This window comes from Lysobacter sp. 5GHs7-4, assembly GCF_021284765.1.
Taxonomy (GTDB): Bacteria; Pseudomonadota; Gammaproteobacteria; order Xanthomonadales; family Xanthomonadaceae; genus Lysobacter.
The window spans coordinates 3,814,737-3,828,136 of sequence record NZ_CP089924.1 but is presented as its reverse complement, the minus strand read 5'-3'; the positions used below and the strand labels follow the sequence as shown (position 1 = coordinate 3,828,136).

The window sequence follows — 13,400 nt, the reverse complement described above, 5'->3', positions numbered from 1 at the left end:
CACTCGTCAGGGCACCGTACTCTCGTCAGCCCACCAATGGGCGTTGATGCGGTTGTCGCCGCATCCTGCGGCGATGCGTAGGGTGGAGTGAGGCGAAGGCGAACCGCATCGTCGCGGCGCTTATTGCCTCATCCCTCAACGCGCATACGTGCCGCCGCAGGCGGCGTCCTTGCCCGGACCCAATTCGATCGTCGCCAACAACGCCGCCGGCGGCGCGATCGTGCCCAGCGCCACCGCGGCGGCGCCGCGCAGGCCCAGGCGCGCGTAGTCGGGCTTGGCCTTGGGATGTTTGAACGTGCCCGTCACCTTCAGCGGCGAGCGCAGGGTGAGCAGGCTGCGGTCCTTCGGCCGCGCGCGGATGTCCAGGTCCAGGGTCTCGTCGCCCAGGTCGATTTGGCCCTTGCCGACCAGCAGCGTATCGCTGGTGTCGAAAGCCAGCGCGCGCGTGCGCATCACGCCTTCGCGCACCTGGAAATCGCCGAACGCGCAGCGGATCGGGATCTGGCGGTCGTGGCCGAGTTTGAACTTGAGGATCTCGGCGATATCGATGCCGGTGAACTCCATCAGCAGGTTGCTGATCCGCCCCTGACCCATGCCGACGGCGATGTCGCCGTCGCTGCTGGCGAGCATGTCGGCGATGGAATTGCCGTGCCCGTCCAGCGCGATGCGGCCGCCGACCTTGCCGACCGCGTCGCGCGCCAGCTGCACCGTCGGCAGCAGCTTGGCCAGGGTCAGCCCGCGTGCGTCGATCTCGGCGCGGGTGGCGATGGTCGGCTTGCGCGCGTCCATGCGCACGTTGGAGCGGATGCGCCCGTCGGCGACGCCGAAGTCCAGCGGCTGCAGGCGCAGCACGCCGCCTTCCAGCAGCAGGTGCGCGTCCATGTCGTCGATCGGCCAGCCCGGCGCATTGATGCGCTGCGCCTTCAAGCGCACGTCGGCGTCCATCGCGCGCAGCTTGTCGAGGCGGTAGGGCGTGTCGGGCAGCACGCGCGCGCTGGCGTCCTCGCGCGCGGCCAATGCGGTCAGCTCGGCATTGCTGGATTCGCCGCGGCCGGTCTGCGGCGCCGCGCCGACGAAGCCGCCGAGGTCGTCGAAATCCAGGCGGCGCGAATGCAGGTCGGCGCGCAGGTAGGGGCGCGCGCCGCCGGTTTCGACGCTGGCGCGGCCGGACAGATCGCTGTCGCCGACCTTGCCGGTGAAACCGTCGTAATGCCACGTGGTGCGCGCACCGGCGATGTCGCGGGTGAGGCGGCCGTCCAGCGCGTACGGCGGCGTCGGCGGCGTGGCCACGCCGATCAGCGGATACAGGTCGGCCAGATCCTGGCCCGACAACGCCAGGCGCAGGTCGAAATCGCGCAGGCGCAGCGGATCGACCAGGCTGCCGCGCGCGTGCGCGCGGGTGGCGCCGGCGATGGCGCGCACGTCCAGGCGGTAGGGGCGTTCGCTGTCGCGCAATTCCAGCGGCGAGTCGGCACGGCCCTGCAGGCTGAAGCGGTTGCCTTTCCAACGCCCGCCGCCGCGCGCGGCGATCGGCGCGGCGGCATCGTCGGCGCCGGCGGGCAGGCTGGCGACACGGAACCTCATGTCGCTGCGGCTGACCGGATCGAGGAAGCTCAGCTCGCCGTCGTCGATCCACACCCGGTTGAACTTCGGACCTTCGCCGCCGCTGCTGCCGAACACCCAGTTGCCGCCGCGCTTGGCGTCGTTTTGCAGATGCAGGCGCGGGCGTTGCAAGCGCAGGTCGGGAATGCGGATTTCGCCGCGCAGCAGCGGCCACACTTCGATATCGAACTGCAGGCGGTCGGCGACCGCCATGTCGCGGCGACGCGACCAGTCGGCGTCGCCGAAGCGCAGCGCGTCGGCGCGTATGCGCGTGGTGCGGCCCAGATCGACGTCGAGGTCGCCGCCGATGTCGAACGCGCGACCGGTGCGCGCCTGCACCTGGCGCTCGATCGGGCCGCGCAACCAGTTCCAGTCCCACAGCGCGATCAGCGCCAGGATCGCCAGCAGCGCCAAGGCGCCGGCGCTGCGCCAGGGATGGCCGCGCAGGCTGCGCGCAACGCGCGCGGGAGCGGCGCCGATCCGGGAGGGCGGATCGTTCGGATCGGACGGGCTGGCCTGGGGTTCGCGCTCGCGCATGCTCGTGGGCGGTGCCGGTGAGCCGGATAGCGCATTCGCGTGAGCGCGCCGTCGCCGCCTTCCTTCGTGGGAGTGGCCCCACCATCCCCAGGCAGCGGTCAAGCGCAGGTGAATGCGTTGTGCGGCGTTCAGGCGAACGCCGCCGCGCGGTTCAGGCCGCCGGAATCACCTGCGCCATCACCGAGATGTAATGGCAGACGCTGCCGCCGACGACGAACAGGTGCCAGATTGCGTGCGAGTACGGCAGCTGCGGGCGGTGATAGAACACCGTGCCCAGGGTGTAGCAGAGCCCGCCGGCGAGCAGCCAGCCCAAGGTCCAGGTATCCAGTGCGCCGAGCAGCGGCTTGATCGCCACGATTACCAGCCAACCCATGGCGATGTAGATCGCGGTCGACAGCAGCTTGAAGCGGCCGGTGTAGAACAGTTTGAACACGATGCCGGCGAAGGCCAGGATCCAGATCGCCGCGAACAGGCCCCAGCCCCACGGCCCACGCAGCCCGATCAGGGTGAACGGGGTGTAGGTGCCGGCGATCAGCAGATAGATCGCGCAGTGGTCGAACACCTTGAGCCGCGCCTTGGCGATCGGATGCTGGATCGCGTGATACAGCGTGGAGGCCACATAGAGCAGCAACAGGCTGATGCCGAACACGATCGCGCCGGCCAACTGCCAGCCGTCGCCGTACAGCGCCGCCAACGTGATCAGGACCGCGCCGCCGGCCAGTGCGGCGGTCGCGCCCAGGCCGTGGGTGAGCGCGTTGGCGATCTCCTCGCGCACCTGCGCGGCGTGCAGGGCGGGCGCGAGCGCGCGGTCGGGAAATTCGCTGCCAGGGCGTGCGCTGTCCATCGTTGCAGCATCCTCGGGGGGAAAGGAGCAAATGCTCGGAACCGGAGCTAGTGCGGATGGCGAGGCGCGCGCGGACCGTGTCCGGCGCGCCTGGAGCTGGCTTAGGATAGGCCGATTCCAAGGCCATACGCATGATCATCTCCCACCAGCACCGTTTCGTTTTTGCCGCGATTCCCAAAACCGGCACCCATTCGGTCCGTCAGGCCCTGCGCGAGCACCTGAGCGCGGAGGACATCGAGCAGGTCGGCCTGTTCGTCAACAAGCGCTTCCCCTACGAGGAACTGGCGGCGATCAAGCACGGCCACCTCAGCCTGCAGCAGGTGCGTCCGCATCTGGGCGAGGAGGCGTTCGCGGACTATTTCAAGTTCGCCTTCGTGCGCAATCCGTACGACCGCTTCATTTCCTACTGCGCGTTCATGACCCGCGCCGACGGCGCCTTCCTGCAGCGTCCGCAGGCGGTGATGCGCCACATTCTGTTCGAGGCGCGGCCGCTGCAGCACGTGCTGTTCCAGCCCCAGCACAGCCTGATCACCGGCGCCGACGGCGAGCTGTTGGCCGACGACGTGGGCCGGGTCGAGGAGATGCAGGCGTCCTACGACCGCATCTGCGCCCGCATCGGCATCCCCAGTGCCACGCTGGGCCAGGTCAACAGTTCGCGCCGCGGCAGCTATCGGGACTACTATGACCAGGACTTGATCGACGCGGTGGGCGAGCTGTATCGGCGCGATCTGGACCTGTTCGGCTATTCGTTCTGACCGGTGCCTGGCTATGAACGCGACTCCCATGAATGCGACCCCCGCTAACGTGCCCCAGCCCAACCCGCGCAAGACCACCTCGATCCGCCGGCTCGGCCGGGTCGACATCGCCGCGCTGCGCGAGGCGGTGCTGGCGCTGCCCGAGGCGGTGTGGGACGCGGAGAACGCCGACAAGCCCAACCGCTTCGAGGCCCTGGACAAGACCCGTCACGTGGTATTCCGCTTCGTCAGCAATTTCCAGGACTGGCGCGATTCCTACGACCGTCCGCTCTGGGCGCAGTGGCGCGAACTGCTGGAACCGGTGCTGGCGCAGGCGGTGCGGCCGTACGGCTACGCCAACGCGGCCTTTCCGCGGGTGATGCTGGCGCGGATGGCGCCGGGCGGGGTGATCAAGCCGCACCGCGATGCCAACCCGGCGGCGAAATGGCCGCACAAGGTGCACGTGCCGCTGCTCACCAACGAGCGGGTGACCTTCTTCGTCGACGGGGTCGGTTACCACCTCGAAGAGGGCGAGGCGGTGGAAGTCAGCAACATGGCGGTGCACGCGGTGGAGAACGCCGGCGACAGCGACCGCATCCATCTGATCTTCGAGTACTACGACCGCGACCAGCCCGAACCGGAGTGGCTGTCGCGGCGTTGACGGATCCGGCGCGGCGCGCGCGCCGGACCCGCGGTTTTCTTCAAGCCCGCGTCATGCGGCCGAGGCGTTGGCCGCGGCGCCGAGTTCCGCCATCGACGGCATGCCCACGGCGATCAGCACCGCGCCGATCAGGCACAGCAGCAGCGGGATCTTGTTGGCGGAGAAATTCATCAGGCCGAAGATCAGCGCGACGAATGGGATCAGCAGCGAACCCAAGCCCCACAGCACGCTTTCGCGAAACGCATTGACGACGATCCACAGCACCCCGATCGCGCTCAGCGCGAACCCCAGTAGATACATTGCATTCCCCTTGCGATGGTTGGCCGCGGCCCCCGCCGCGGTAGGGCGATGCTAGCCGATCCTGGTCGAAAGTGTGATGGGCTTGGGGTTTTCAGGGGTGGGCGCCCGCGCGCAGGCAGGCGTCGCGCGGGACTTATTCCAGCGTGTTGAGCCGGCGCACCCGCCGCAGCCGGCGCTGGATCTTCTGCGGGTGCGGGAAGCGGTATTCCTCGACCTCGACCAGCAGCGCGCAGTCCTCGCCGAAGGCCTCGCGCATCGCGTACAGGCGGCCGTTGCCCTCGAACGCGAGCCAGCGCTCGCCGTCGCGCACGACCTTGATCTGCGAGACCGAGGGGATGATCTGGTTCAGCGCCGCCAGGTCGAGGCGGCCGTGCGCCAGCAGTTCCTCGCGCCGTGCCGCCAGCGCCTGCGCACGCGCCTGGGTGGCCTGCAGCGCGGACTCGCGATCGATGCGGTGGATCGGCTGCAGCGCATGCAGCGGCACCATCGCCTGCGCCTTGTCGCCGCGCAGGCGGTGGATGTCCATGATCACCTTGGCCATGTAGGCGTCCTTGTAGTCCAGCGCGGCGACTTCGCTGCGCTTGCTCAACAGGTACAGCCACCATTGGCGCAGGCGCGACATCAGTCCAGGGCCACCGCGTGCGCGTGCTCGCGCGTGGCCAGGAACTCCACGCCCGGCGCGCGCTCCTGCGCCAGCTGCAGGTTGACCCGGGTCGGCGCCAGATAGACCAGCTGGCCGGCGGCGTCCAGGGCCAGGTTCATCGCGTTCTTGTCGCGGAACTCTTCCAATTTCTTGGCGTCGTTGCAGCGGATCCAGCGCGCGGTCGCCACCGACACCTGCTCGAAGCTGGCGTCCACGCCGTATTCGTCCTTGAGGCGGTAGGCGACCACGTCGAACTGCAGCACGCCGACCGCGCCCAGGATCAGGTCGTTGCTCATCAGCGGGCGGAAGAACTGGGTGGCGCCTTCCTCGGACAACTGGGCCAGGCCCTTCTGCAACTGCTTGAGCTTGAGCGGATCGCGCAGGCGCGCGCGGCGGAACAGTTCCGGCGCGAAGTTGGGAATGCCGGTGAACGACAGCGCCTCGCCTTCGCTGAAGCTGTCGCCGATCGAGATCGTGCCGTGGTTGTGGATGCCGATCACGTCGCCGGGGTAGGCGCTCTCGGCGATCTCGCGGTCGGAGGCCATGAAGGTCAGCGCGTTGGCCAGCTTCAGTTCCTTGCCGGTACGCGGATGGAAGGCCTTCATGCCGGCTTCGAACTTGCCCGAGCACACGCGCATGAACGCCACGCGGTCGCGGTGCATGGGGTCCATGTTGGCCTGGATCTTGAACACGAAGCCGCTCAGCTTGTTCTCGCTGGGCTGCACCTCGCGCGTGGTGGTGGCGCGCGCGCGCGGCGAGGGCGCGTGCTCGACGAAGAAGTCCAGCAGCGGCTGCACGCCGAAGTTGTTGACGCCGGAGCCGAAGAACACCGGCGACTGGCGGCCGGCCAGATAGGCCTCGCGATCGAACGGATGGCTGGCGCCCTGCACCAGTTCCAGCTGATCGCGCAGTTCGGCCAGCATGTTCGCGCCGATGCGCTCCTCGACGCCGGGCGCGTCCAGCGAGGGGAAGATGGTCGAATCCTGGCGGGTGAAATTGCGGCCGGGCTCGTACAGGTGCACCTCGCCGCTGACCAGATGCACCACGCCCTTCAGGCGCTGGCCCATGCCGATCGGCCAGGTCACCGGCGCGCATTGGATGCCGAGCACGGATTCGATCTCGTCCAGCAGATCGATCGGGTCTTTGCCTTCGCGGTCGAGCTTGTTGACGAAGGTCATGATCGGCGTGTCGCGCAGGCGGCAGACCTCCATCAGCTTGATGGTGCGTTCCTCCACGCCCTTGGCGACGTCGATCACCATCAGCGCCGAGTCCACCGCGGTCAGCACGCGGTAGGTGTCCTCGCCGAAGTCGGCGTGGCCGGGCGTGTCCAGCAGGTTGACGATGCGGCCCTCGTAGGGGAACTGCATCACCGACGAGGTCACCGAGATGCCGCGCTCCTTTTCCAGCGCCATCCAGTCCGAGGTGGCATGGCGCGCGGCCTTGCGGCCCTTGACCGAGCCGGCCATCTGGATCGCGCCGCCGAACAGCAGCAGCTTTTCGGTGAGGGTGGTCTTGCCGGCGTCGGGATGCGAAATGATCGCGAAGGTACGGCGGCGGAGGGCTTCTAGGGAAACGTCGGACATGGCGACGGCGCGCACCGGGCGCGCCGGGAGGTAAGGAGGTGGGCGCGATTATAGCCGGTAGCGGGGCGGGGGCCTGGAGAAGCGCGGGCAGGCGGAAAGCAAATCCCCCTCAATCCCCCTTTTTCAAAGGAGGAGGCAAAACGCCAGGCGGCGGGGGCAATAGCGGGCCCATGCTATGGCCCTCTTTGACAAAGGGGCGGGCGCCCGCGCAGCGGGCGACGGGGATTTGCTCCTGCCCTTGGTTAAAGCCCGCCGGAAATCCGCAGCGGCCCCGCCGGTCCGTTCATGCGGAACGGAATCGACTCCAAGCGCATGCCGCGGTTGACCTGGATCGCGAAGTGCAGGTGCGGCCCGGTGGTGAAGCCGGTGTTGCCCGACAGGCCGATCTGCTGGCCGGCGCGCACGCGCTGGCCGACCCGGACCAGGGCGCCGTCGGCCTTTAGGTGGGCGTACAGGGCCATGCTGCCGTCGTCGTGGACGATGCGCACGAAGTTGGCGCGGCCGCCGTACTTCTCGCGGTTGAGGCCGGCCTTGTCGAAGTCCGACTCGACCTGCATCACCACGCCCTCGCGTGCGGCCAGCACCGGCGTGCCGATTTCGGCGGCGAAGTCGACGGCGTAGCGGTTCTCCGGGTCGGAGTGGCTGAACTGCCCGCCGTAGCCCTGGTCGATGCGGAAATTGTTCTGCCGCAGCGGCAGCACGTAGTCGACGTTGCGCGGCTGTGCCTGCGGATCGCCGGGCAGGCTTTCCATCTGCAGTTCGATGCCGCGGCCGGAGTCCTCCGGGCTCAGCACCGCGACCAGCGCGCTCGCGCGCGCGGCCACCGTCGCCCGCGCCGGCAGGGTGGAGGTGCCGCCCACGCCGCCGCCGTAGCTCTGGCTGTAGTCGACCTTGACCTCGATCGGGCCGGACAGGTTGTTGTCGGCCCAGGCCAGGTAGCGGCTGCCGTCGGATTCGATGCGCAGACGCGCGATCGCGCCGGGCTCGCTGTGCACCGGGATCACCTTGACCTCGGACGGCGGCGCCGCCTCGGGCACGTGGTCGCCGTAGTGGGTGATGCCGCTGCGGTCGGTCCAGCGGTAGATCTTGCCGGCATGCGCCTGCGGCGCGGCGGCCAAAGCCGCCACGCACAGCGATACGGCCAAGGCGCGCGGCCCCCAAACCATGCCAGTTCCTATTCGGTGCAGCCCGGCTTCAAGTTTAACGCGCGCGTCACGTCGGCGAGGTCGAACGCGGTCACGGCTTTGTCGTCGTGCACGGCGAACAGCGCGCCGCTGGGGAAGGCGCGGGTGGCGGCGGCGTGCAGGGCGACGCCGTCGGTATGCGCGGTGACCTTGCCCTCGAAGCTGCCGACCGGCGCCAGCGTGACGCGGTCGAACAGATGGAACACGGTCAGCGGCGCGAGCTGGTCGACCGCGATCCAGTAGCCGCCGCCGTCCGGACAGGTCCACAGCGCCACGCCCTCGGCTTCGGCGCCGAAGCTGCGGTCGGGCAGGCTGCGGCCGGTGTACTTGCCGCCGAAGGTGTACTCGCGCAGCGTCGATTCGTGGCGGCGGTCCTCGTCGGCGATCAGCATGCGGTCGTTGGCCGGGTCGCCGGCGATCGACTCGACCATGCGCAAGCCCGCGGCCTCGCTGGTGTCGCCGAAGGCGCCGCCGTAGTTGGCGCGCATGCGCCCGTCCTGGTCGAACTGGATGCGGTAGCGGCGCACGCGCTGGTCGAGTTCGGCCCACGGCGGCACCTGGTCGAACTTCTTGCCGTACATGAAGCTGTCGGTGACGTAGACCTCCAGCTCGCCCGGCTCGGTCTCGGTCAGCCAGATGCCATAGGGGCTGCGCAGTTCCTTCTCGCCGAAGCTGCCCAGCGGAGTGAAGTCGGGCAGGGCGAACACCTGCACGCGGTGGTTGTCGCGCTCGACCACGAAGGCATGGTCTGCATAGACGGCGATGCCGTTGGGGCGGTCGAACTGGCCGATCGCCTGGCCTTCGCCGCCGACCGTGCGCAGCGCTTCGCCGGTGTCGGCGTCGTAAACGTCCAGGCGATGGGTCGACTTGGCGGTCGCGATCAGCCAGGTCTTGCCGTCCTCGGTGGGCCAGGTCGCCAGCGAATCCAGCTCTTCCTTCGGCGTTTCGGCCGACACGTAACGCTCGGCGATCGAGGTGACGCCAGGCGTGCCGGCGGCCGGAGCGGTAGCGGGCTGCGTGGTCGCGCAGGCGGTGAGGAGGGCGGCGAGCGTCGCTGCGGCTAGGAGGCGTGGGGTCATGGAGGCAAAGTGTATGCGGGGGGCGGGCACTTTTGTGATGCCGGTCGCGAGCTTATAATTAATCGCTATATGCGGATGAAGCGATTGACACGCGTCCGGGGCGCGGGCAGACTGGCCGCATCCATCGAGACCGGCTGAGGGACAGGCCCTTAGAAGCCGGGGCAACCCAACGCGACGCAAGTCGCGTGAAGGTGCCAATTCCTGCGGCCCGCCTAGGCGTTGGTCGGAAGATGGTTGCGACGTGCGCTGCCGCGCACGAGCGACTTGCAAGCTCGATGGCCCCGTCACTTCGGATGCCCGCCATGAGCTTCGCCCCCGCTACCGCCTTCGCCGAATCCCCCACGACCCACGCGCCGGTCGCGTTCGAACGCGTCGACGATTACGTCGCCGCCGTCGAGCGCGACGCCGTGCGCGGCGAGCTGCGGATCGAACTCGAGCTGCGCCACGCCGGCCGCCGCAGCGTGACGCTGCGTTACGAGATCCAGGGCGACGCCGCGCTGCCCGCGCTGTTCGTGGCCGGCGGCATCTCCGCGCACCGCCACCTCGCGCCCAGCCGCGCGTTTGCCGAAGGCGGCTGGTGGGAGACCCAGGTCGGCCGCGGCCGCGCGCTGGATCCCAGCCGCCACCGTCTGGTCGCGTTCGACTGGCTGGGCGCCGACGGCACGCTGGATGCCGCGCTGGATCCGTCCGATCAGGCCGACGCGATCGCGGCCTTGCTGGACGCGCTGAAGATCGAGCGCCTGGACGCCTTCGTCGGCTATTCCTACGGCGCCATGGTCGGCCTGCAGTTCGCCGCCCGTCATCCGCAGCGCGTCGGCGCGCTGGTCTCGATCAGCGGCACCCACCGCGCGCATCCGTATGCCGCCGCCTGGCGCGCGCTGCAGCGCCGTGCGGTCGCGCTGGGCGCGCTGCAATGCGACGAGAGCCAGGGCCTGGCGCTGGCGCGCGAGCTGGCGGTGCTGAGTTACCGCACGCCGGAGGAATTCGCCGAGCGCTTCGGTCCGGCGCAGGTGCGCGACGGCCGCGTGCGCGTCGACGCCGAGGACTACCTCGACCATTGCGGCGCCAAGTACGTGGCGCGCACGCCGACCACCGCGTTCCTGCGCCTGTCCGAGTCGATCGACCTGCAACAGGTCGATCCGGGCCTGATCCGCGCGCCGGTGACCGTGGTCGCGGTCAGCGAGGACCGCCTGATTCCGCTGTCCGAATCCTACGACCTGGTCGAGCGCCTGCGCGGCGAAACCCGCCTGCGCGTGCTGCGCTCGATCTACGGACACGACGCCTGCCTCAAGGAGGCCGGCGACATCGACACCATCCTGCGCGAAGCGCTGGCCGACTGTACCCAGGCGGCGGCATGAGCACCCATAACGAAGGAACGACCGCCGTGACCCAGATCCGCACCCGCAATGCCTGCACCGCCGCCGTCCGTGCCGGCATCGACCGCGACACGGCCTACGGTGCGGTCACGCCGCCGATCGTGCTGTCGTCCAATTTCAGCTTCGCCGGCTACAACGACAAGCGCCAGTACGACTACACCCGCAGCGGCAATCCCACCCGCGACCTGCTCGGCGAAGCGCTGGCCGAACTCGAGGGCGGCGCCGGCGGCGTGATCACCAGCACCGGCATGGCCGCGATCACCCTGGTGCTGCATGCCTTCCTCAAGCCCGGCGACCGCATCGTGGTGCCGCACGACGGCTACGGCGGCAGCTGGCGCCTGTTCAACGCGCTGGCCGCGAAGGGCGCGTTCGAACTGATCACCGCCGACCTCACCGATCCGCGCTCGCTGACCCAGGCGCTGGCGACCAAGCCGGCCGTGGTCTGGATCGAAACCCCGTCCAACCCGCTGCTGCGCGTGACCGACCTGCGCTTCGTGATCGAAGCCGCGCATGCGCAGGGCGCGCTGACCGTGGTCGACAACACCTTCCTGTCGCCGGCGCTGCAGCGCCCGATCGAATTCGGCGCCGATCTGGTCGTGCACTCGACCACCAAGTACGTCAACGGCCACAGCGACGTGGTCGGCGGCGCGGTGGTGGCCAAGAGCGCCGAGCACCACCAGCAGCTGACCTGGTGGGCCAACGCGCTGGGCCTGACCGGTTCGCCGTTCGACGCCTTCCTGACCCTGCGCGGCCTGCGCACGCTGGACGCGCGCCTGCGCGTGCACCAGGAAAACACCCGGGCGATCGCGGCGTTGCTTGACGCGCATCCGGCGGTGCGCGTGGTCCATTACCCGGGCCTGGAATCGCATCCGGGCCATGCGTTGGCGGCGCGCCAGCAGCGCGGCTTCGGCGCCATGCTCAGCGTCGAGATCGACGGCGGCGAGGCGGCGGTGCGCGCCTTCCTCGACGGTCTGCAGTGTTTCACCCTGGCCGAGTCGCTGGGCGGCGTGGAAAGCCTGATCGCTCATCCGGCCACCATGACCCATGCGGCGATGTCGCCCGAAGCGCGCGCCGCCGCCGGTATCGGCGACGGGCTGCTGCGTCTGTCGGTCGGCATCGAGCATGCCGACGATCTGATCGCCGACCTCGAGGCCGCGCTGGAACGTGCCGCCGACGCGGTGGCCACGGCGGCGCGCGCGAAACGATGAGCGCCGCGGCCGACGTCCTGCACGCGCAGGCTCCGCAGGCGCTCGCGCCGCATCCTTATCGCGCCGCGGCACCGGCGCGGCTGGCCTTGCTGGGCACCGGCACGGTCGGCGGCGCGGTGCTGCAACGGCTGCAGGCGTGGCAGGGTTCGCCGCTGGGCGAACGCCTGACGCTGGTGCACGTGGCCAATTCGCGGCGTGCGCTCGCCGACAGCGACGGTCTGGCGCCTGCGCAAGCCGCGTCGGCGCTGGAAGCGGCCAGCCAGACCAGTTCGCTGGACGACGTCGCCGGCAGCCTGGGCGCGCACGGCGCGCGCGTGGTGGTCGACGCCACCGCCAGCACCGCGGTCGCCGAGCGCCATGCGCAGTGGCTGGCGCAGGGCATCCATGTCGTCACCGCCTGCAAGATCGGGCAGGGCACCTCGCTGGCGCGCTGGCGCGCGATCCGCGGCGCCTGCGCGGTCGGCGGCAGCGGATACGGCGACAGCGCGACGGTCGGCGCGGGCCTGCCGCTGCTGCGCAGCTTGCGCGACCTGCAGGTCGGCGGCGACCGCATCCATGCGATCGCCGGCGTGCTGTCGGGTTCGCTGGCCTGGTTGTTCAATCATTACGACGGCATGCGCCCGTTCTCGTCGCTGGTGCGGCAGGCGCGCGACGCCGGCTACACCGAGCCCGACCCGCGCGACGATCTGTCCGGCGAGGACGTGCGCCGCAAACTGCTGATCCTGGCGCGCGCCGCGGGCGTGGCCTTGGAAGCCAGCGACGTGGACGTGGCCTCGCTGGTGCCGCCGGAACTGGCGATCCTGTCGCGCGAGGGCGTGGACGCTGCGCTGCCGGCCCTGGACGTGTCGCTGCGCGAGCGTTACGCGGCCGCCTACAAGAACGGCGAACGCCTGCGTTTCATCGCCCGCCTGCAGGACGGCGTGGCGCGCGTCGGCCTGGAGTCGTTGCCGTCCGATCATCCGCTGGCCGGTGGCGCCGGCACCGACAACAAGGTCGCGATCTGGTCGGATCGTTATCGGCAACAGCCGCTGGTGATCCAGGGGCCGGGTGCGGGCGCTGAAGTCACCGCCGCGGGGTTGCTCGACGACGTGCTGCGCCTGGTGCATTGAGCCCGCAGGGCTACGCCCAAAGGGTAGGAGCGGCGCAAGCCGCGACCGCGTCAGTCGCTCTCCGTCTCCCGTTCGCGATCGCGACGCCTCTTGCTCTCTGTGGGAGCGGCGTAAGCCGCGATGGGCTTTACCCTCGCGCCCGGCCTGCGCTTCGTTCCAGCGCCCATGACGACATCGATGCGGCTGCCGATGCGCGATCGGGCTTCGATTCCTATCGAGCCCGGAGTTGCGCGGTCGCGGCTTGCGTCGCTCCTACCCGGCGATTCGCGGCAACAACCTAGTTCGCAGCAAATCGCGGCTTACGCCGCTCCCACAGAAAGCAAGGGGGCGGCCACTGCCTGATGCGGATTTGCATCGCGTTCGATGGTGCGCGGTCGCGGCTCGCATCGCTCCTACGGAAGACGGTTGCGCGAACGAAACGGCCGCCTGCTGGCAGGCGGCCGATATGGGTTGCGATGCGGTTCGATAAATCCGGGGCGCCGGCCCGAGGGGAGGCCGGCGCCCCGAGGCAAGCGCCGGACCGCGAGCGGTCCGGCGCTG

The 13,400-nt window shown here is 69.7% G+C and carries 12 protein-coding genes and 1 riboswitch; of the genes, 5 read left to right on the top strand and 7 right to left on the bottom strand.

Features of this window, described 5'->3' with window-relative positions; all coding sequences use genetic code 11:
- Nucleotides 1-135: 135 nt before the first annotated feature.
- Both LVB77_RS17305 and LVB77_RS17300 read right to left on the bottom strand, forming a co-directional pair.
- Nucleotides 136-2,139: an AsmA family protein gene (locus tag LVB77_RS17305; protein ID WP_232907313.1), complete on the bottom strand. Its 2,004-nt coding sequence runs from the start codon at nucleotides 2,137-2,139 to the stop codon at nucleotides 136-138.
- Nucleotides 2,140-2,290: 151 nt separating this feature from the next.
- Nucleotides 2,291-2,983 carry a hemolysin III family protein gene (locus LVB77_RS17300; RefSeq protein ID WP_232907312.1) on the bottom strand — a complete coding sequence of 231 codons (693 nt, stop codon included), beginning with the start codon at nucleotides 2,981-2,983 and terminating at the stop codon, nucleotides 2,291-2,293.
- A gap of 131 nt (nucleotides 2,984-3,114) precedes the next feature.
- Here LVB77_RS17300 and LVB77_RS17295 point away from each other — a divergent pair, with 131 nt between their 5' ends.
- Nucleotides 3,115-3,738: a sulfotransferase family 2 domain-containing protein gene (locus LVB77_RS17295; RefSeq protein ID WP_232907311.1), complete on the top strand. Its 624-nt coding sequence runs from the start codon at nucleotides 3,115-3,117 to the stop codon at nucleotides 3,736-3,738.
- A gap of 28 nt (nucleotides 3,739-3,766) precedes the next feature.
- Nucleotides 3,767-4,378 (top strand): aspartyl/asparaginyl beta-hydroxylase domain-containing protein, encoded by a 612-nt coding sequence (locus LVB77_RS17290; RefSeq protein ID WP_232907310.1) that lies wholly within the window; start codon nucleotides 3,767-3,769, stop codon nucleotides 4,376-4,378.
- 51 nt (nucleotides 4,379-4,429) lie between these two features.
- Here the strand turns inward: LVB77_RS17290 and LVB77_RS17285 are convergent, their stop codons facing one another.
- The 5 genes from LVB77_RS17285 to LVB77_RS17265 all read right to left on the bottom strand — a co-directional run bounded on the left by LVB77_RS17285 (nucleotide 4,430) and on the right by LVB77_RS17265 (nucleotide 9,167).
- On the bottom strand, nucleotides 4,430-4,678 hold the full coding sequence (locus LVB77_RS17285) for a hypothetical protein (RefSeq protein WP_232907309.1): 249 nt from the start codon (nucleotides 4,676-4,678) through the stop codon (nucleotides 4,430-4,432).
- 133 nt (nucleotides 4,679-4,811) lie between these two features.
- Nucleotides 4,812-5,300, bottom strand: coding sequence for a hypothetical protein (locus LVB77_RS17280; protein WP_232907308.1), 489 nt, complete (start codon nucleotides 5,298-5,300; stop codon nucleotides 4,812-4,814).
- Nucleotides 5,300-6,904, bottom strand: a complete 1,605-nt coding sequence (locus LVB77_RS17275) for a peptide chain release factor 3 (protein ID WP_232907307.1) — start codon at nucleotides 6,902-6,904, stop codon at nucleotides 5,300-5,302. Before LVB77_RS17275 ends, LVB77_RS17280 begins: the two co-directional genes overlap by 1 nt.
- Nucleotides 6,905-7,146: 242 nt before the next feature.
- The gene (locus LVB77_RS17270; protein ID WP_232907306.1) at nucleotides 7,147-8,070 is read right to left on the bottom strand and encodes a M23 family metallopeptidase; all 924 of its coding nucleotides are present in this window, start codon (nucleotides 8,068-8,070) and stop codon (nucleotides 7,147-7,149) included.
- An 8-nt stretch (nucleotides 8,071-8,078) separates the two neighbouring features.
- Nucleotides 8,079-9,167, bottom strand: coding sequence for a phytase (locus LVB77_RS17265; RefSeq protein ID WP_232907305.1), 1,089 nt, complete (start codon nucleotides 9,165-9,167; stop codon nucleotides 8,079-8,081).
- A gap of 118 nt (nucleotides 9,168-9,285) precedes the next feature.
- Nucleotides 9,286-9,404: riboswitch (SAM riboswitch) on the top strand.
- Between the two features lie 65 nt (nucleotides 9,405-9,469).
- Between LVB77_RS17265 and LVB77_RS17260 the strand changes: the two genes are divergently transcribed.
- From LVB77_RS17260 to LVB77_RS17250, 3 genes are read left to right on the top strand one after another with little or no spacing between them, the layout of a single operon-like run.
- Nucleotides 9,470-10,525 (top strand): homoserine O-succinyltransferase, encoded by a 1,056-nt coding sequence (locus LVB77_RS17260; protein WP_232907304.1) that lies wholly within the window; start codon nucleotides 9,470-9,472, stop codon nucleotides 10,523-10,525.
- Nucleotides 10,522-11,751: an O-succinylhomoserine (thiol)-lyase gene (locus LVB77_RS17255; RefSeq protein ID WP_232907303.1), complete on the top strand. Its 1,230-nt coding sequence runs from the start codon at nucleotides 10,522-10,524 to the stop codon at nucleotides 11,749-11,751. Before LVB77_RS17260 ends, LVB77_RS17255 begins: the two co-directional genes overlap by 4 nt.
- Entirely contained in the window at nucleotides 11,748-12,860 is a 1,113-nt protein-coding gene (locus tag LVB77_RS17250) for a homoserine dehydrogenase (protein ID WP_232907302.1), read from the top strand. The genes LVB77_RS17255 and LVB77_RS17250 overlap by 4 nt, the downstream gene beginning before the upstream one ends.
- Nucleotides 12,861-13,400 lie beyond the last annotated feature (540 nt).

Bases quoted from the DNA above. Each gene is read 5' to 3' on its own strand.
- LVB77_RS17250 (WP_232907302.1), top strand. From the start codon at position 11,748: ATGAGCGCCGCGGCCGACGTCCTGCACGCGCAGGCTCCGCAGGCGCTC.
- LVB77_RS17305 (WP_232907313.1), bottom strand. From the start codon at position 2,139: ATGCGCGAGCGCGAACCCCAGGCCAGCCCGTCCGATCCGAACGATCCG.
- LVB77_RS17280 (WP_232907308.1), bottom strand. From the start codon at position 5,300: ATGTCGCGCCTGCGCCAATGGTGGCTGTACCTGTTGAGCAAGCGCAGC.
- LVB77_RS17275 (WP_232907307.1), bottom strand. From the start codon at position 6,904: ATGTCCGACGTTTCCCTAGAAGCCCTCCGCCGCCGTACCTTCGCGATC.
- LVB77_RS17290 (WP_232907310.1), top strand. From the start codon at position 3,767: ATGAATGCGACCCCCGCTAACGTGCCCCAGCCCAACCCGCGCAAGACC.
- LVB77_RS17260 (WP_232907304.1), top strand. From the start codon at position 9,470: ATGAGCTTCGCCCCCGCTACCGCCTTCGCCGAATCCCCCACGACCCAC.
- LVB77_RS17270 (WP_232907306.1), bottom strand. From the start codon at position 8,070: ATGGTTTGGGGGCCGCGCGCCTTGGCCGTATCGCTGTGCGTGGCGGCT.
- LVB77_RS17285 (WP_232907309.1), bottom strand. From the start codon at position 4,678: ATGTATCTACTGGGGTTCGCGCTGAGCGCGATCGGGGTGCTGTGGATC.
- LVB77_RS17300 (WP_232907312.1), bottom strand. From the start codon at position 2,983: ATGGACAGCGCACGCCCTGGCAGCGAATTTCCCGACCGCGCGCTCGCG.
- LVB77_RS17255 (WP_232907303.1), top strand. From the start codon at position 10,522: ATGAGCACCCATAACGAAGGAACGACCGCCGTGACCCAGATCCGCACC.
- LVB77_RS17265 (WP_232907305.1), bottom strand. From the start codon at position 9,167: ATGACCCCACGCCTCCTAGCCGCAGCGACGCTCGCCGCCCTCCTCACC.
- LVB77_RS17295 (WP_232907311.1), top strand. From the start codon at position 3,115: ATGATCATCTCCCACCAGCACCGTTTCGTTTTTGCCGCGATTCCCAAA.